This window comes from Telluria sp. PB2R4 (assembly GCF_059685695.1).
In genome coordinates, this window is the sequence record NZ_JCASIC010000007.1 from 199,858 (window position 1) to 218,087 (window position 18,230).

The window sequence follows — 18,230 nt, forward strand, 5'->3', positions numbered from 1 at the left end:
GCTCACCCTGGGAATAGCGGTGATCGACATTCATTCTTTCCTGCTGGCGCTTGGCGTCGGCAATATTGCGTTCGCCGTGCTGATGGCGGGCTATACGCACGGCGCCGCACCGAGCCCGGGACTGCGGCTGTGGATGTGGGCGCGCTTCGGTATCGGCGTGTGCCAGCTGCTGGGCTGGAGCCGGCCCTTTCTCGACGTCCCGGCGCTCAACGGTGTCGAGGGCGCCGGCTGGGTGCTCGCGGTATCGCTTGAAGTGGCTGCCTACTGCATCTTCTTCGGCTTCGAACGCTGGCGCCGCGTCCTGCTGCCGGTGGCGGCCCTGGCGCTGGCGATCGTGCTGGCGGCCGGCAGTGCCGGCGCGCCTGTGCCCTACCTGACCGCGCTGGTGGCCGGCTTCGTCGCCCTGTTCGCGGCGGCGATGGCCTGGATCCTGCTGCGTCCGCGGCGCCGCGCGTCGCTGCTGCAGCGGATCATCGGCGTGAACGACGCGGTGTTCGCGGTATCGGTGGCCCTATGGGCGGCCTGTTGCCTGAGCAGCGAGGTCGGGCCGGGACAGCGCGGCGCCCAGGAATCCGCCTACCTGGCCGGTTACCTCCTGATGATCGTCAACGGCTTCGGCTTCCTGCTGCTGTGCAAGGAGAAGGACGATGCCGAGATGGCGCGCCTGGCCTCCACCGATAGCCTGACCGGCCTGCCGAACCGCCACGCCTTCCTCGAGCGCGCCGAGAACGCGCGCCAGGCCGCGCTGCGCCAGCGCCAGCCGCTGGCGCTGGCGATGATGGACCTCGATCATTTCAAGCAGATCAACGACCGCTTCGGCCATGCCACCGGGGACGAGGCGCTGGTCGTGTTTGTCCGCACGGCGCGCGCGAGCCTGCGTGCGCATGAGATCATCGGGCGGCTGGGCGGCGAGGAGTTTGCGATGGTGCTGCCTGGGACCGACCTGGGCGGCGCGTTGGCTGCCGCGGAACGGCTGCGGCAGGCGGTGCGCGAGGCGGCGGTGATTACCAGCGGGACGGCGTATACGATGACGGTGAGTATCGGGGTGGTGGTGCTGGATCCGAATGAGACGCTGGGGATGGGGTTGGCGCGGGCGGATCATGCGCTGTATGCGGCGAAGAGTGGGGGGAGGGATCGGGTTGAGGTGGGGGTGCCGCAGCAGAGGCGGGCGTGATGGCTTCAGCGGTGGGTTTCGTAGGGTGGGCGGGTCTCCCGCCCGCGCGTTCAAACAGTGCTAGAACACCCGATCAAATCGCAAAAACTAGAGTGCAAATAAAAATGGTCCGCTTCGGCGGACCATCTTTATTTGAGGTGTTCAAAGCGGACGGGGCTCGCCTACGTCCCGCAGGCCGCGGATCGCCTTGCAAGGCGATCCCTTCGAGCCCATGGCCCGCATTCGTCCGCAGGGACGAATGCTCTGACCGCTGAACGAAAAAAGGGTCCGACGAATCGGACCCTTCCTCTTATATTGGCGGAGCGGACGGGGCTCGAACCCGCGACCCCCGGCGTGACAGGCCGGTATTCTAACCAACTGAACTACCGCTCCGTTTACTCTGATCATTACTCCGATCGACCATCTGGAAGGCTTGGTGGGCGCTGAGAGGCTCGAACTCCCGACCTAATCCTTGTAAGGGATCCGCTCTACCAACTGAGCTAAGCGCCCGTCTCTATCCAGAGGTTTCTATCTGACGCTTGTCATTGCGTCCGAAGAGGCCCGAATTATAGAGGGTGGTATTCGAGGTGTGCAAGGGGTTTCGAAAAAATATTCAAGGTCGTCATCGGACCGATGTGTTGTAAATACCGCCATGCCGGAGTGTCCTGCTTGCAATGTCACGTATTCATCACTGACAATACGCGCTTTACAAGCCAGCAAGTTTAAGACATCGACAAGGTGCACTGCCGGCAGGCGGAACATACCGCCCGCGCCGCGCCATCCACGGGATCGCGCGGCGATGCATGAGAGAGAACGGGGACATCGGTTCTTTTATCAATCACCAGGAAAAATTCCATGATGAAGATGTCCAAGATGCACAAGCGCGTGCTCGGCGCGCTGGCGCTTGCCGCCGCCATGCCCGTGCAGGCCCAGACCACCTCCGCCAACGACGCGCCGGAACTGCAGACCGTCACCGTGACCGCGCAGCGCCGCACTGAAAACATCCGCGAAGTACCGGTGTCCGTCACCGCGCTCAAGGGCGAAAAGCTCGACGTGCTGATCTCGGGCGGCGAAGACATCCGCCTGCTGGCCGGCAAGGTACCGAGCCTGAACGTCGAATCCTCGAATGGCCGTACCTTCCCGCGTTTCTACATCCGCGGTTACGGCAATACCGATTTCAACACCTTCGCTTCGCAGCCGGTGTCGCTGGTCTACGACGACGTGGTGCAGGAAAACCCGATCCTGAAAGGCTTCCCGATCTTCGACCTGGCCAGTGTCGAAGTGCTGCGCGGCCCACAGGGCACGCTGTTCGGCCGCAATACGCCGGCCGGCGTGGTCAAGTTCGAATCCGAGAAGCCTAAGCTGGGCAAGGTCGAGGGCTACTACAACGCATCGGCTGCCACCCACTACACGATGAACGTCGACGGCGCCGTCAACATTCCGCTGTCGGATAAATGGGCGATGCGCGTGTCGGCCACCGGCCAGCACCGCGATGACTACATCGACAACTTCGCCGACGTGGCGATGAGCCAGAAGCGTGGCGAGCTGGACGGCTACAGCGAGCACGCCGAGCGCGTCCAGGTGCTCTACAGCCCAGGCCAGGGCTTCAGCGCCCTGGCCAACGTGCACCAGCGTCGCACCAACGGCAGCGCCCGCCTGTTCCGCGCCAACCTGATCCAGAAGGGCAGCAACAAGATCGTGCCGGGCTACGACCTGGACAAGATCGTCACCAATGCCGACAATTTCCAGCACCTGAACACCAATGGCGCCAGCCTGCGCATGAGCTGGGACCTGGGCAGCGTGCGCCTGTTCTCGATCACCGGCTACGAACACGTCGCCGACTACTTCAGCCGCGGCGACATCGATGGCGGTACCCCGACCGGACCGGGCTTCATCCCGTTCCAGGTGCAGACCGGCGGCTACATCAGCGACCTCGACCAGTACACCCAGGAATTCCGCGTCGAATCGCAGAACGCCGGCCCGCTGAACTGGCAGGCGGGCCTGTACTTCTTCGATGAAGACGCCACCGGCGGCAGCGACAACTTCAACGACGCGGGCGCGCGCACTTCGCGCCTGGTCAGCAACCAGAAGAACGAAGCCTGGGCCGCGTTCGGCTCGGTGAACTACAGCATCAATCCGGACTGGACCGTCCGTGGCGGCTTGCGCTACACCAAGGACGAGAAGGAATTCCGCACCGTGGTGAACGAGAACGTGGTGCAGACCGGCCCGCGCTCGGTGGAGGCCAGCCAGGACAAGTTCAACTGGGACCTGTCGGCGACCTACAAGCTGAGCCCGACCGTGAACGTGTACGGCCGCGTCGCCACCGGCTTCCGCGCCCCGAGTATCGCAGCCGCCTCGGCCGCGGTGCCGATCACCGTCGCCAATTCGGAAACCATCACCTCCTACGAACTGGGCGTAAAGGCCGATTTGTTCGAGCGCCGTGCACGCACCTCGTTCTCGGTGTACGACTACACCGTCAAGGACCAGCAGCTGACCGTGGTGGGAGGCAACTCGAATGTCAACCGCCTGATCAACGCCGACCGCACCAAGGGCAAGGGCGCCGAATTCGACTTCGAAGCGGCGCTCAGCTCGGCCCTGCGCGTGAGCGCCGGCGCCAGCTACAACTACACCCAGATCCGCGACGCCAGCCTGTCCGTCAACAAGTGTGCGCAATGCACCGTGACGGACCCGCTCAACGCCGCCGGCCGCGTTGTCATCGACGGCAATTCGCTGCCGCAGGCGCCGCGCTGGACCGTCAATGCCACTGCCCGCTACGGCGTGCCGCTCGCGGACGGCGAGCTGTACTTCTTCACCGACTGGTCCTACCGCAGCAAGATCAACTTCTTCCTGTACGAGGCGACCGAGTTCGTCGGTGCACCGCTGACGGAAGGCGGCGTGCGCCTGGGTTACATCTTCGGTGGCGGGAAGTATGAGGTGGCCGCTTTCGGCCGCAACGTGCTCGACCAGCGCCGCATCACCGGCGCCATCGACTTCAACAACCTGACCGGTTTCGCCAACGAGCCGCGTCAGTGGGGCGTGCAATTCAAGGGTAATTTCTGATCCTGAACAACCCGAATTGATCAGGCAAGGCCGCGCAATGCGCGGCCTTTTTCTTTGTCGTGAGACTCAACAATACAGGGTTCTTTATATTATTTAAATATAAAGAGCTTTGAGATATGTTAACACAATTGTGGCATACGTTATTTGCCTTTTTTAACGTTTTGCCGAAGAAAACATGTTTCTGCAGCATCGGTTCCATCCGGTGTTGTTAATACGCCGAAATTGTCTCCAATTGTCACGCAAAAACTCTTCCTTTCGTATTACGCTGTTTTCGCCACGTTCAGATGGCACCGGCAATGACCGGAAATCAATGACACAGGCGAGGGTCATTTCGCTTGACGGAAAACACACAATAAGGAAGAAACATGAAGCAATCGCATTCGATTCATCCTGCAATGTTGAAGATGTGCGCTGCAATCTCGCTCGCGCTTGTGGCGGCAGCGGCCGGTGCGGCCGAGCAGAAATTCGTGATGGAGACTGACCGTATCATTGTGAAGTACAAGGACGCTGTGCCGGACAGCAAGGGCGCTGCCAAGGCTGCCAAGGCTGCCTTGAAGGCGGATCGCAAGGCCAAGCTGGACCGGGCAGGCCAGGAATTCGGCATGACCGTCGCCGAGAGCCATGCTATCTCGACCGGCGCTCGCGTGTTCAAGCTCAATGGACGCAAGCACGTGCAGGAAGTCGAAAAGCTGGCTGCCGAAATGATGGCGCGCGACCCGGAAATCGAATACGCCGAGCCTGACCGCATCATGACCCACATGGCGACGGCGAACGACCCTTACTACGCCCAGCAGTGGCATTACACCGACGCGACCGGCGGCCTGCGCCTGCCGACCGCCTGGGACAAGTCGACCGGCACCGGCGTGGTCGTGGCCGTAATCGATACCGGCTACCGCCCGCACGCCGACATGAGCGGCCAGAACCTGGCCGGCTATGACTTCATCAGCACCGCCACCATCGGCAACGACGGCAACGGCCGCGACAGCGACGCCAGCGATCCGGGCGACTGGGTGGCTGCAGGCGAATGCGGCGCCGGTTCGCCGGCCTCGGGCTCGAGCTGGCACGGTACCCACGTGGCCGGCACCATCGCCGCCAAGACCAACAACAGCCTGGGCGTGGCCGGCGTGGCGTACAACGCCAAGATCGTGCCGGTGCGCGTGCTCGGCAAGTGCGGCGGCTACACCTCGGACATCGCCGACGCGATCACCTGGTCCTCGGGCGGTACCGTGAGCGGCGTCCCGGCCAATGCCAACCCTGCCAAGGTGTTGAACATGTCGCTGGGCGGCGGCGGCGCCTGCGGCACGACCACCCAGAGCGCCATCAACGGCGCCCGTTCGCGCGGCGCGGTCGTGGTGGTGGCGGCTGGTAACGACAACATGAACGTCAGCAACGCCAATCCGGCGAACTGCTCGGGCGTGGTCGCGGTGGCGGCAACCGGCAAGACCGGCGGCCGTGCTTCGTACTCGAACTACGGCACCCTGGTCGACGTGGCCGCGCCTGGCGGCGACGGCAGCTACAGCGTGATCTCGACCCTGAACTCGGGCACCTCCTCGCCGGGTTCGGACAACTATGCCGGCTACCAGGGCACCTCGATGGCGACCCCGCACGTGGCCGGCGTGGCTGCGCTGATGCTCGCGGCCAAGTCGACCCTGACGCCGGACCAGATCGAAAGCACGCTGAAGTCGACCGCGCGCGCCTTCCCGGCGACCTGCTCGGGTTGCGGCACAGGTATCGTGGACGCGACCGCGGCGGTCAATGCGGCGATCGGCGGCGTCACCCCGCCTCCAGGCCCGACCATCGCCGAAAGCGAGTCGAACAACACCACCGGCACCGCCGACCTGGTGTCGACCACCGGTACGACCGTGACCGGCAACATGGGCAGCTCGAGCGACACCGACTACTTCCGTGTCGACCTACCTGCCGGCAAGACCTTGAGCTCGACCCTGACGCCGAACGGCACCTCGGACTACGACCTGTTCGTGTACAACAGCGCGGGCACGCTCCTGGGCAAGAGCGAGAACGGCACCGGCGCGGTCGACAGCTACAGCACGACCAACACCGGCACCGGCACGCTGGCCCGCTATGTGCGCGTCGTGTACTACAGCGGCGGCACCGGTTCGACCAGCGGCACTTACAGCCTGAAGCTCAGCTGGTAAGCTCAGGACGAAGCGGCGCGCTCCCCTGCGCCGCCTTCATCCGGGAACGCGCGGCATGCCGCGCGTTTCTTTTTTTGACGTCCTGCAAGAAAAAACGGATACTGTATGCAATTACAGTAGTCGGCTCCGCCGTCCACGTGAACTCTCCGCTCCGTAAAATCATCCACTGCGACTGCGACTGTTTCTATGCATCGGTCGAGATGCGCGACGACCCCTCGCTGCGCGGGCGTCCGCTCGCGGTCGGCGGCCGTCCCGACCAGCGCGGCGTGGTCGCCACCTGCAACTACGAGGCGCGCCGTTTCGGCATCCGCTCGGCCATGGCCACCGCCCAGGCCATGAAGCTGTGCCCGGGCTTGCTGGTGATTCCGCCGGCGATGGAAAAGTACCGCATCGCATCGACCCAGATCATGGACATCTACCGCGACTACACCGCGCTGGTCGAGCCGCTCTCGCTCGACGAAGCCTACCTCGACGTCAGCGATTCACCGCACTGCAAGGGCAGCGCCACCCTGATCGCGCAGGAGATCCGCCAGCGCATTTTCGACACCGTCGGCATCACCGCCTCGGCCGGGGTGGCGCCGAACAAGTTCGTGGCCAAGATCGCCAGCGACTGGAACAAGCCGGACGGGCTGTTCCTGGTACGCCCGGACGAGGTCGATGCCTTCGTTGCCGCGCTGCCGGTCAAGAAGCTGTATGGCGTGGGCAAGGTGACGGCCGAGAAGATGAGCCGGCTCGGCCTGCAGACCTGCGGCGACATGCGGAGCTGGAGCATCGAACGGCTGACCGAGCACTTCGGCAGCTTCGGCTACCGCCTGCACAAGCTCTGCCGTGGCATCGACGAGCGCGAAGTGAATACCTCGCGCGAGCGCAAGTCGATCAGCACCGAAGAAACCTACACGCCCGATGTGCCGAACCTGGACGCCTGCCTGAAGCTGCTGCCGGACCTGGTCGAGCACCTGCTGGGCCGCATCAAGCGCAACGGCGCTGAGAAATTCATCAACAAGCTGTTCGTAAAAATCAAGTTTTCGGACTTCCAGCAGACCACGGTCGAGTGTGTTGGCTATGCACCACATATCCCGACCTATGCACGGCTGATGGAAACCGGCTGGGCCCGTCATAGCCGACCGGTGCGCCTGCTGGGCGTGGGCGTGCGCCTGGGCGACACCGAGACGGTCGAGCAACTGCGCCTGTTCGATGACGCCATGCCGCCTGCAATCGTCGAGGCTGTTAGCGACCCGGCAACAGATTAATTTTTTGCGTCCTTCGGCTGCTGAAATTTCCTTCCGGCAGCGTAGAATGTCGTTCCCCAGAATTTTGGAAACAACCGGATAACAGCGTATGTGGTTCAAGAATCTCCAGATTTATCGCCTGCCCGCTCCCTGGGCATTCAACCCGGAACAGATGGAAGAAGCACTGCAGTCGCAGGCCTTCTCGCCCGCGAGCAGCAATGAGCTGCTGCGCCAGGGCTGGGATTCGCCACGTGGCAATGGCAAGCTGGTTCACGTCGTCAACAAGCAGATGCTGATGATGCTGGGCACCGAAAAGAAGCTGCTGCCGAGCTCGGTGATCAACCAGGTCGCCAAGGCCAAGGCCGCCGAGATGGAAGAGCAGCAGGGCTTCCCGCCAGGTAAAAAGGCAATGAAGGAACTGAAGGAGCGCGTGGCCGACGAACTGCTGCCGCGCGCCTTCTCGATCCGCAGCAACGTCTGGGTCTGGATCGATCCGGTCAACGGCTGGCTGGTGGTCGACGCCGCCAGCCCGTCGAAGGCGGACGACGTGATCAAGCTGCTGCTCAAGGCGGTCGACCGCATGCCGCTCGAATCGCTGCGCGTGCAGCGTTCGCCGGTGGCCGTGATGACCGGCTGGCTGGAGGCGGACGAAGCGCCCTACGGCTTCACGATCGACCAGGATACCGAACTGCGCGCCACCGGCGAGAGCCGCGCCGCCGTGCGCTACGTGAAGCACACCCTGGAACCGGACGACATCCGCCGCCACATCGCCGCCGGCAAGCAGTGCACCCGCCTGGCCATGACCTGGAACGACCGAATCAGCTTCGTGCTGACCGAGTCGCTGGCGATCAAGGGCGTCAAGCCGCTGGACGTGATCAAGGAAGGCGAAGCGGTCACCTACAGCGACGATGAGCGTTTCGATAACGACATCGTCCTGATGACAGGTGAGATGGCCAAGCTGATGGCCGACATCGTGGAAGCGCTGGGCGGGGAAGCCAAGGCGTAATCGGTAGTCAGCGCGTGCGCGGTCGTGCACGCGTCAACTGTCACCGCGTGGGCGGGTTTCCCGCCCACGCGTTCAAACCGTGCGTGCACCGCCGCGCAAACTCACTGCGCCCCCACCATCTCCTCGCTGGTCGACGGCTCGTCCCCCTGTTCCGGCTGGCCATTCGAATACGTCGCGCCCGTGCGGTTCCGGTGCGGCGCCGGCTTGCCCGGCAGCGGCGGCAAGGCCTTGGCCTGCTCCAGGTCGATCCCCGCCACCTCCGCCACGCGGCGGCCGTAGTCCTCGTCGCAATGCCACAGGTGCCACACCATGCGCAGCTGGATCGGCGCCGGGCACTTCTTCAGGTCGCCCCCCACGTTGTTCACCAGGTCGTCGCGCTCCCAGTCCTCGAACGTACGGTAGCGCGCGCCGGCCTGGGCGTAGTCGTCCATCGTGCGGCTGGTCTGGTAGCGCCCCAGGTGGCCTTCGACGTGCTGCCTGTATTCCTTCTCGGGCTTGGGCGCTTCGTCGTAGCCGCCCATCAGGCTCGGCTCGTAGTTGATGTGCTTGTCCTCGCCGCGGCCGTCCACGTAATAGGTCATCTGGCCGTCGCGCTGGTTGGTGCGTGACGCGGCGCCTTCCTGCGGCTGGTTGATCGGCAGCTGCAGGTAGTTCGGGCCCACGCGGTAGCGCTGGGTGTCGGAATAGGACAGGGTGCGGCCCTGCAGCATCTTGTCGTCGGAAAAGTCGATGCCGTCCACCAGCACGCCGGTGCCGAAGGCCGACTGCTCGGTTTCCGCGAACACGTTGTCCGGGTTCTTGTTCAGCACGATGCGGCCGACCGGCAGCAGCGGGAACCGGTCTTCCGGCCAGCGCTTGGTATCGTCCAGCGGGTCGAAGTCGAGTTCCGGATGTTCGCCGTCGCTCATGAGCTGCACGCAGAACTCCCATTCCGGACAGTCGCCGCGCTCGATCGCCTCGTACAGGTCGCGCGTGGCATGGCTGGTATCAGTGGCCTGGATCTCGGCGGCCTGTTGCGCGGTGAGGTTGCGCACGCCCTGCTTTGGTTGGAAATGGAATTTCACCAGATGGGCCACGCCCTGGTCGTTGACCAGTTTATAGGTATTCACGCCCGAGCCTTCCATCTCGCGGTAGCTGGCCGGGATGCCCCACGGACTCTTGACCCAGGTGACCATGTGCAGCGCTTCCGGATGGCTGCAGATGAAGTCGTAGAAGCGCCATGGCTCCTGCTGGTTGGTCACCGGGTCGGGCTTGAAGGCGTGGATCATGTCCGGGAACTTGATCGCGTCGCGGATGAAGAACACCTTCAGGTTGTTGCCCACCAGGTCCCAGTTGCCGTCGACGGTCTTGAACTTGATGGCGAAGCCGCGCGGGTCGCGCGCCGTCTCCGGCGACTCCTTGCCGCCGATCACGGTGGAAAAGCGCACGAAGATCGGGGTCTGCACACCGAGCTCGTTGAGCACGCGGGCGCGGGTGTACTTGCTGGCCGGCTCGCCCCCGATCGTGCCGTAAGGTTCGAAGAAGCCGTGGGCGCCGGTGCCGCGCGCATGCACCACCCGCTCGGGAATGCGCTCGCGGTCGAAATGGGTGATCTTTTCGATGAACTGGTAATTCTCGAGCGTGGCCGGACCACGCTCGCCCACCGAGCGCAGCGACTGGTTGTCGCGGACCGGGTGGCCCTGGCGCGTGGTTAGAATGGGACGCTGCTCGTTCATTGCTCTCTCCTCGTACGGATGCGGTCGAGGGAGCAGTATAGGAAGGCGCGCGCCCGGGCAGCGCGCGCGTGCCGGGAAGAATTACAGTTGCTGGAACACGCCGGCGGCGCGGTTCTTGGTGACGTTATCCCATGGGAACACCTGGCCGTTCATGGCCACGTACACGCCGGACGGCAAAGTCTGCGCCACGCCGCAGGCGAAGCCGAGGTTGAACAGCGCGTCCGAGTTGGCGATCTCGTAGGGGATCATGGCGCCGGTCAGCACGATGGTCTGGCCGGGCGTCGCCGCGCCGAGCACGGCCGCGGTGTCGCGCATGGTGTCGGTGCCGTGGATGATGACGATGGCCTTCTCGCTGGCCGCCTGGCACGCTGCCAGCACGCGCTGGCGGTCGGCGTCCTGCATGTCGAGCGAGTCGAGCAGCGGCAGCACCTCCAACTCGACGGGAATGGTCATGCGCGAGCGCGCGATTACCGCCGGCAAATGGCTTTCGGCAAAGCCGAGTACGCCGTTCAGTTCGTTGTAGTGTTTATCGAAAGTGCCGCCGGTGGCGATGATTCGCAAAGTCATGTTGGTTTGTCCACGTGCAGAAAAAAGGTGGCTAATGATAGCCGTAAACGGGTATGTATCCGAGTGTGACTGCGCTAGAATCACCTGGATCGGATGAGTAGACTAATCCTTTCCTTCTCTTCTTCACTCCTTTCCCATGAAAGCCGTCGCACCGGGCACTGTCATCTTCCACCGCCATCGAGGCTATGGCGTGATCACCCACGTCAACCTGCTGACCGGGTGGATCTCGGCCCGCTTCGGCAGCGAGCAGCGCACGCTCGACCTGAACCTGTCGAGCGACGAAGTGCAGCACGCGGATGGCGAACCGATCCTGTTCCGCCGCGCGCCGCCCGACCGCATGCCGCACGCGCGCCTGATGGAGATGGTGCGCGCCCTGCACCAGGCGGGCTACCAGAAGCTCTACCTGTACTCGTGGCCGAAGCCCTCCGGCCTGCACTGGCGCTGGCACCTGTTCACCGGCCCGCGCAACTGGATGCAGCGTACCTGGCGCGAAGGCTGGTACGGCTCGGGCGCCGACTACAACAATAATCCGGTGATGGGCTGGGGCGACACGCCGGGCGCGACGACGGACGAGCTGATCCACGCGCTGGCGAAGTTTGACCCGCAGGGCCTGGCGCAGGCGCTGGGGCGCGACGAAGACCACACGGCCTGGTTCGCCCAGGTGTGCGAGCTGCTGTTGCCAGGCTACATGTACAGCCTGAACATGGAACGTCCGGCAGGCGGGGGACTGATCGAAGCGCCGCCGGTGCCGGTGGTGCCGGTGCGCGCGGGCCTGCAGCCTTACGCCGGGCCGGCGATCGGCTGGCCGCCGGGCTGGGCGGGGCTGTGGACCGGCACGCATGTGATGCCGGTGCGTCAACCCGATTTCACCGGCCTGCCCGCGCTGAAGCAGGAAAGCTAGCGCTTGCCCAGTGCTTCGGGATTCAGGATGTTATCCGGCTGCCCCGCTGCAAACCGCACGACGTTCTCGAACGCCGTCTGGAAATAAATCTCGTAGCTGTCCTGCTCGACATACCCGAGGTGCGGCGTTGCCAGCACGGTCGGGATGCGCAGCAGCGGTGAATCCGGCCGCAGCGGCTCGCTGGTGAACACGTCCAGCGCGGCATGCCCCGGCCGCCCGGCGCGCAGCGCCTGTTCCAGTGCGCCATCCTCGACCAGTTCGGCCCGGCTCGTGTTGACGAACAGGGCATCCGGCTTCATGCGTGCGAAATCGTCGGCCTTGATGATGCCGCGCGTCGCATCGCTCAGCCGCAGGTGCAGGCTCAGGACGTCCGCCTGCGCGAACAGCGCCTCGCGCGAGGCCGCCACCTCGACGCCGTCGCCGTGTGCCGCCTGCCGGCTGCCTTCGCTTCCCCAGACCAGCACGCGCATCCCGAAGGCCCGCGCGTACCCCGCCACCAGGCGCCCGATCTTGCCGTAGCCCCAGATCGCCAGCGTACGGCCGCGCAGCGAACGTCCCAGGCCGTTGAGGACCGGGTTGGTCGAGGCCGTTTGCCACAAGCCTTCCTTCAGGTTGCTTGCATACGGCACGATCTTGCGGCTGGCCGCCATGATCAGCGCCCAGGTGAGTTCCGCAGGCGCCACCGGCGAGCCGATACCCTCGGCGATCGCGATGCCGTGTCCGGTGGCCGCCGCCACATCGATATGGCCGCTGACCTTGCCCGTCTGCGAGATCAGCTTCAGGTTCGGCAGCCGCCCCAGGAGCGCGGCAGGGAAGGCGCTACGCTCACGGATCAGCACCAGCGCATCGTAAGGCGCCAGCCGCGCCGCAAGTTGCCCCATCCCGCGCGCGGAATGGGTGAATACCTTGACCTCGTGGCCGTCGAGCAGGCGGAAGCACTGCAAGCCGCGCACGGCATCCTGGTAATCGTCCAAAACAGCTATACGCATAAGAGTTTCTCTCATTCAACGTTCATCGCGTAGCGAAATAACAGCTTCCAAAAAGAGCTTGAATAGCCTACTACATTACTCGGGAATTTCCTGCTACTTTTTTGTAGTAGCTGAGCACGAATCCGGGTTTTCCGGGTGTACAATCGGCCAATTCTTGAGGGTCTGACACGTTCGTATCGACCCAGCAGCACCGTTCCCGGCCTTCCTTCAGAGGCCGCCGGTACGACCGCCCGTCTTGTAACACCTCGCCGCGCTCCGATGGAGCGGACAGCCATTCTAAGGCACGGCCAGGCGGACGTTCCTGCCCGGGACAGACAGCATTCTTAATTGGCATTGGAGGTATCTATGAACCAGCCCGTGATGAACGGCGTCGCCGCTCTCAACGTTCCCGCTCACGTCAAGCACCAGCAGCTCATCAATTGGGTGGCAGACATCGCCGCCCTGACGAAGCCCGACAGCATCTACTGGTGCGACGGCTCCGAAGAAGAGTACGACCGCCTGTGCGCGCAGATGGTCGAAGCCGGCACGATGAAGAAGCTGAACCCGGCAAAGCGTCCGAATTCCTATCTGGCCTGGTCCGACCCGTCGGACGTCGCCCGCGTCGAAGACCGTACCTACATCTGTTCCAGCACGAAAGAGCAGGCCGGCCCGACCAACAACTGGATGGACCCGGCCGAGATGCGCCGGACCCTGCACGGCCTGTTCGACGGCTGCATGGCCGGCCGCACGCTGTACGTGGTGCCGTTCTCGATGGGCCCGCTGGGCTCGCCGATCGCCCACATCGGCGTCGAACTGTCCGATTCGCCTTATGTCGCCGTCAATATGCGCATCATGACGCGCATGGGCAAGGCCGTGTTCGACGTGCTCGGCACCGACGGTGAATTCGTCCCCTGCGTGCACACCGTCGGCATGCCGCTGGCCGCCGGCCAGAAGGACGTGCCGTGGCCGTGCAACGCCACCAAGTACATCGTCCACTATCCGGACACCCGCGAGATCTGGTCCTTCGGCTCGGGCTACGGCGGCAACGCGCTGCTGGGCAAGAAGTGCTTCGCGCTGCGCATCGCCTCGAACATGGGCTACCAGGAAGCGCAGCAGGGCGGCACCGGCTGGCTGGCCGAACACATGCTGATCCTGGGCGTCGAATCGCCCAAGGGCGACAAGAAATACGTTGCGGCGGCCTTCCCTTCGGCCTGCGGCAAGACCAACTTCGCCATGCTGATCCCGCCGAAGGCGTTCGACGGCTGGAAGGTCACCACCATCGGCGACGACATCGCCTGGATCAAGCCGGGCCAGGACGGCAAGCTGTACGCCATCAACCCGGAAGCCGGCTATTTCGGCGTGGCTCCGGGCACCAACGACAAGACCAATCCGAACTGCATGGCCTCGCTGCGCGAGAACGTCATCTTCACCAACGTGGCGCTGACCGACGACGGCGACGTGTGGTGGGAAGGCATGACCAAGGAAGCCCCGGCTCACCTGATCGACTGGCAGGGCAAGGACTGGACCCCGGCCTCCGGCACCAAGGCCGCCCACCCGAACGCGCGCTTCACCGTCGCCGCCACCCAGAACCCGGTGATCGACGCCGCCTGGGACGACCCGGCCGGCGTGCCGATCTCGGCCTTCATCTTCGGCGGCCGCCGCTCGACCACCGTGCCGCTGGTGACCGAAGCCAACAACTGGGTCGAAGGCGTGTACATGGCCGCCACCATGGGCTCGGAAACCACCGCCGCCGCCGCCGGCCAGATGGGCATCGTGCGCCGCGATCCGTTCGCGATGCTGCCGTTCATCGGCTACAACATGAGCGACTACTTCCAGCACTGGTTGAACCTCGGCAAGAAAGTCGAAGCCGCCGGCACCGCACCGAAGATCTTCTGCGTCAACTGGTTCCGCACCGACGACCAGGGCAGCTTCGTGTGGCCAGGCTACGGCGACAACATGCGCGTGCTGAAGTGGGTCCTTGACCGTTCCGAAGGCACTGCCGCCGCCGGCCAGCAGCACCTGTTCGGCACCTCGCCGAACTACGCCGACCTGAACTGGGATGGCGTGGACTTCACCGAGCAGCAGTTCACCCAGATCACCTCGATCGACAAGGACGCCTGGCGTGAAGAGCTGACGCTGCACAGCGAGCTGTTCGAGAAGCTGGCCTACCACCTGCCGCAGGAGCTGGTGGATACCAAGGCCAGGCTGGAGAAGCAACTGGCTGCGTAAGCCGTCCAGTTGAGGCAACAAACAAGGACAGGCCATGGCCTGTCTTTGTTTTTGCAGGGTGGGCCACCCGACGAGCTGAATCACCCGGACCGTCCACGCCGCCCACGCGTTCAAATCCTGTCGCGCAGACGAGATGGCTGTTCGGAGGCTGCTTGAACGCGTGGCGGCGCCCGCACTGCGGTATCTTGCCTCAGTCGGCGGAGCCGCCCACCCTACGGCAAGTCTCAGCTATCCTGCAAAAAAAAGAAGAGGCCGAAGCCTCTTCCCGGATTACTGCTTGAGCAGGGGTTTCAGGTACTTGCCTGTCACGCTCGCCTTGTTCTTCGCCACCTCCTCCGGCGTGCCGCTGGCGACGATCTGGCCGCCGCCCGCGCCGCCTTCCGGCCCGAGGTCGACGACCCAGTCCGCCGTCTTGATCACATCGAGGTTGTGCTCGATGATCGCCAGCGTATTGCCCTGGTCGCGCAGACGGTGGATCACCTTCAGCAGCAGGTCGATGTCGGCGAAGTGCAGGCCGGTGGTAGGTTCATCGAGGATGTACAGGGTACGCCCGGTATCGCGCTTGGATAGTTCCAGCGACAGCTTCACGCGCTGGGCCTCGCCACCCGACAGCGTGGTCGCGCTCTGGCCCAGCTTGATGTAGCCCAGGCCCACGTCCAGCAGGGTCTGCAGCTTGCGCGCGATGACCGGCACCGGCTTGAAGAACTCGTGCGCATCTTCCACCGTCATGTCCAGCACTTCGGTGATGTTCTTGCCCTTGTAGTGCACCTCGAGCGTTTCGCGGTTGTAGCGCTTGCCGTGGCAGACGTCGCAAGGCACGTACACGTCCGGCAGGAAGTGCATCTCGACCTTGATCACGCCGTCGCCCTGGCAGGCCTCGCAGCGGCCGCCCTTCACGTTGAACGAGAAGCGCCCCGCCGAGTAACCGCGTTCCTTCGCGGTCGGGACGGTGGCGAACAGGTCGCGGATCGGCGTGAACAGGCCGGTGTAGGTTGCCGGGTTGGAGCGCGGCGTGCGGCCGATCGGCGCCTGGTCGACCGAGATCACCTTGTCGAAGTGTTCCAGGCCGTGGATCGAATCGTGCTCTGCAGGCTCGGTCTGCGAACCGTACAGGTGGCGCGACAGGGCCGGGTACAGGGTGTCGTTGATCAGGGTCGATTTACCCGAACCGGAGACACCGGCGATACAGGTCATCAAGCCGACCGGCAGCGTGAGCGACACGTTCTTGAGGTTATTGCCCCGCGCCCCGGTGATCACCAGCTGGCGCGCCGGATCGGCCTTGGTGCGCTTTTTCGGTACGGCGATCTTGCGTCGGCCGTCCAGGTACTGCGCAGTCACCGAGTGCTCGTTCTGCATGATCTGCTCGAGCGTGCCTTCGGCAATGATCTGGCCGCCATGCACGCCCGCGCCCGGTCCCATGTCGACAATGTAGTCGGCGGTGCGGATCGCGTCTTCGTCGTGCTCGACCACCAGCACGGAGTTGCCGATGTCGCGCAAATGCTTGAGCGTCGCGATCAGGCGGTCATTGTCGCGCTGGTGCAGGCCGATCGACGGCTCGTCGAGCACGTACATCACGCCGGTCAGGCCCGAACCGATCTGCGAGGCCAGGCGGATGCGCTGGGCTTCGCCACCGGAGAGCGTGTCCGCACTGCGGTCGAGCGACAGGTAATCGAGGCCGACGTTGTTCAGGAACTTCAGGCGCGCCGTGATTTCCTTGATGACGCGCTCGGCGATGTCGCGCTTGGCGCCGGTGAGTTCCAGCGTCTCGAAGAAGGCGAGGGTGTCGCGCAGCGGCTTGTCGGACACCTCATAAATGGCGCGCTGCTGGGCGCCCTGGCCGATCTTGACGAAGCGCGCTTCGGTGCGCAGGCGCGCGCCGTCGCAGGACGGGCACTTCTTCTCGTTGATGAACTTGGCCAGCTCTTCCTTGACCGCCATCGAGTCGGTCTCGCGGTAGCGGCGCTGCAGGTTGTTGACCACGCCCTCGAAGGTGTGCTCGCGGATCACGGTGCGGCCACGCTCGTTGACGTAGCTGAATGGAATCGCGGTCTTGCCCGAACCGTGCAGCACCGCTTCCTGGGCCGGCTTCGGCAAGGTGTCGAATGGCTTGTCGAGGTCGAAGTCGTAATGGGCCGCCAGGCTCTGCAGCATCTGGTAATAGAACTGGTTACGGCGGTCCCAGCCCTTCACGGCGCCGGAGGCCAGCGACAGGTGCGGGAAGGCGACGATGCGCTTCGGATCGAAGAACTCGATATGGCCCAGGCCGTCGCACTCCTGGCAGGCGCCCATCGGGTTGTTGAACGAGAACAGGCGCGGCTCGAGCTCCTGCAGCGAGTAGCCGCAGACGTTGCACGCGAACTTGTTCGAGAACACCGTTTCCTTTTCGGTGTCCATCTCGTAGGCGACGGCGCGGCCGTCGGCCAGGCGCAGCGCGGTCTCGAAGCTCTCGGCCAGGCGCTGCTTGATTTCCGGGTTCACCTTGACGCGGTCGATGACGACGTCGATCGTGTGCTTCTCGGTCTTCTTGAGCTTGGGCAGCTCGTCGATTTCATGGATCTTCGCGGCATTGACGCCGCTGGCGACGCGGAAGCGCACGAAACCCTGGGCTTGCATGGCCTGGAACAGGTCGCCGTGCTCGCCCTTGCGGTTGGCCACGACGGGCGCCAGGATCATCAGCTTGGTGCCTTCCGGCATGCTGAGGACGGCATCGACCATCTGCGACACGGTCTGGGCCGCCAGCGGCTCGTGCGGGTGTTGCGGGCAGTAGGGCGTGCCGACGCGTGCGTACAGCAGGCGCAGGTAGTCGTGGATCTCGGTGACGGTGCCGACCGTGGAGCGCGGGTTGTGCGAGGTGGCTTTCTGCTCGATCGAGATCGCCGGCGACAGGCCTTCGATCAGGTCGACGTCCGGCTTTTCCATCAGCTGCAGGAACTGGCGCGCATAGGCCGACAGCGACTCGACGTAGCGGCGCTGGCCCTCGGCATACAAAGTGTCGAAGGCGAGCGAAGATTTGCCGGAACCCGACAGGCCGGTGATGACGATCAGCTTGTTACGCGGAAGGTCGAGGTTGATGTTCTTCAGGTTGTGCGTGCGCGCACCGCGGATACGAATTTCTTCCATTAAGTTTTTTTAAAGGCTTTCAATTAGTTTTGCGGAGGGCCGGCGCACATGCGTCGCGGTGAGCGGGCCAATCGGAGAGAACCCATTAGTGTAGCCGGTTTTTCGAAATGCTGTACATGCATCCAG

Annotated in this window: 11 protein-coding genes and 2 tRNA genes; 7 read left to right on the top strand and 6 right to left on the bottom strand. The window is 64.1% G+C overall.

The window, feature by feature from the left end; translation table 11 throughout:
* The first annotated feature begins 19 nt into the window (after nucleotides 1-19).
* A complete protein-coding gene (locus AC56LU_RS13840; protein ID WP_497176183.1) occupies nucleotides 20-1,174 on the top strand; it encodes a GGDEF domain-containing protein in 1,155 nt (384 codons plus the stop codon).
* A gap of 295 nt (nucleotides 1,175-1,469) precedes the next feature.
* Here AC56LU_RS13840 and AC56LU_RS13845 read toward each other — a convergent pair.
* Nucleotides 1,470-1,546, bottom strand: a tRNA-Asp gene (locus AC56LU_RS13845).
* Nucleotides 1,547-1,587: 41 nt separating this feature from the next.
* A tRNA-Val gene (locus AC56LU_RS13850) sits at nucleotides 1,588-1,663 on the bottom strand.
* Between the two features lie 345 nt (nucleotides 1,664-2,008).
* Here AC56LU_RS13850 and AC56LU_RS13855 point away from each other — a divergent pair.
* The 4 genes from AC56LU_RS13855 to AC56LU_RS13870 all read left to right on the top strand — a co-directional run bounded on the left by AC56LU_RS13855 (nucleotide 2,009) and on the right by AC56LU_RS13870 (nucleotide 8,604).
* Nucleotides 2,009-4,213, top strand: a complete 2,205-nt coding sequence (locus AC56LU_RS13855; RefSeq protein ID WP_497176184.1) for a TonB-dependent receptor — start codon at nucleotides 2,009-2,011, stop codon at nucleotides 4,211-4,213.
* A gap of 365 nt (nucleotides 4,214-4,578) precedes the next feature.
* A complete protein-coding gene (locus AC56LU_RS13860) occupies nucleotides 4,579-6,369 on the top strand; it encodes a S8 family serine peptidase (RefSeq protein ID WP_497176185.1) in 1,791 nt (596 codons plus the stop codon).
* 137 nt (nucleotides 6,370-6,506) lie between these two features.
* Entirely contained in the window at nucleotides 6,507-7,619 is a 1,113-nt protein-coding gene (dinB, locus tag AC56LU_RS13865) for a DNA polymerase IV (RefSeq protein ID WP_497176186.1), read from the top strand.
* 88 nt (nucleotides 7,620-7,707) lie between these two features.
* Nucleotides 7,708-8,604 (top strand): recombination-associated protein RdgC, encoded by an 897-nt coding sequence (locus AC56LU_RS13870; RefSeq protein WP_497176187.1) that lies wholly within the window; start codon nucleotides 7,708-7,710, stop codon nucleotides 8,602-8,604.
* A gap of 101 nt (nucleotides 8,605-8,705) precedes the next feature.
* Here the strand turns inward: AC56LU_RS13870 and AC56LU_RS13875 are convergent, their stop codons facing one another.
* Together AC56LU_RS13875 and AC56LU_RS13880 are read right to left on the bottom strand one after the other, a co-directional pair.
* Nucleotides 8,706-10,319 carry a catalase gene (locus AC56LU_RS13875; protein WP_497176188.1) on the bottom strand — a complete coding sequence of 538 codons (1,614 nt, stop codon included), beginning with the start codon at nucleotides 10,317-10,319 and terminating at the stop codon, nucleotides 8,706-8,708.
* 81 nt (nucleotides 10,320-10,400) lie between these two features.
* Nucleotides 10,401-10,886, bottom strand: coding sequence for an asparaginase domain-containing protein (locus tag AC56LU_RS13880; RefSeq protein WP_497176189.1), 486 nt, complete (start codon nucleotides 10,884-10,886; stop codon nucleotides 10,401-10,403).
* 136 nt (nucleotides 10,887-11,022) lie between these two features.
* Here AC56LU_RS13880 and AC56LU_RS13885 point away from each other — a divergent pair, with 136 nt between their 5' ends.
* A complete protein-coding gene (locus tag AC56LU_RS13885; RefSeq protein WP_497176190.1) occupies nucleotides 11,023-11,787 on the top strand; it encodes an L-asparaginase in 765 nt (254 codons plus the stop codon).
* On the opposite strand, the gene AC56LU_RS13890 is transcribed toward AC56LU_RS13885, so the two are convergent.
* Nucleotides 11,784-12,776, bottom strand: a complete 993-nt coding sequence (locus AC56LU_RS13890) for a D-2-hydroxyacid dehydrogenase family protein (protein WP_497176191.1) — start codon at nucleotides 12,774-12,776, stop codon at nucleotides 11,784-11,786. The two genes, AC56LU_RS13885 and AC56LU_RS13890, sit on opposite strands and share 4 nt — an antisense overlap.
* A gap of 345 nt (nucleotides 12,777-13,121) precedes the next feature.
* Between AC56LU_RS13890 and AC56LU_RS13895 the strand changes: the two genes are divergently transcribed.
* Entirely contained in the window at nucleotides 13,122-14,984 is a 1,863-nt protein-coding gene (locus AC56LU_RS13895; protein WP_497176192.1) for a phosphoenolpyruvate carboxykinase (GTP), read from the top strand.
* A gap of 270 nt (nucleotides 14,985-15,254) precedes the next feature.
* Here AC56LU_RS13895 and uvrA read toward each other — a convergent pair whose 3' ends face one another.
* Nucleotides 15,255-18,104 (bottom strand): excinuclease ABC subunit UvrA, encoded by a 2,850-nt coding sequence (gene uvrA, locus AC56LU_RS13900; RefSeq protein WP_497176193.1) that lies wholly within the window; start codon nucleotides 18,102-18,104, stop codon nucleotides 15,255-15,257.
* Nucleotides 18,105-18,230: the final 126 nt, after the last annotated feature.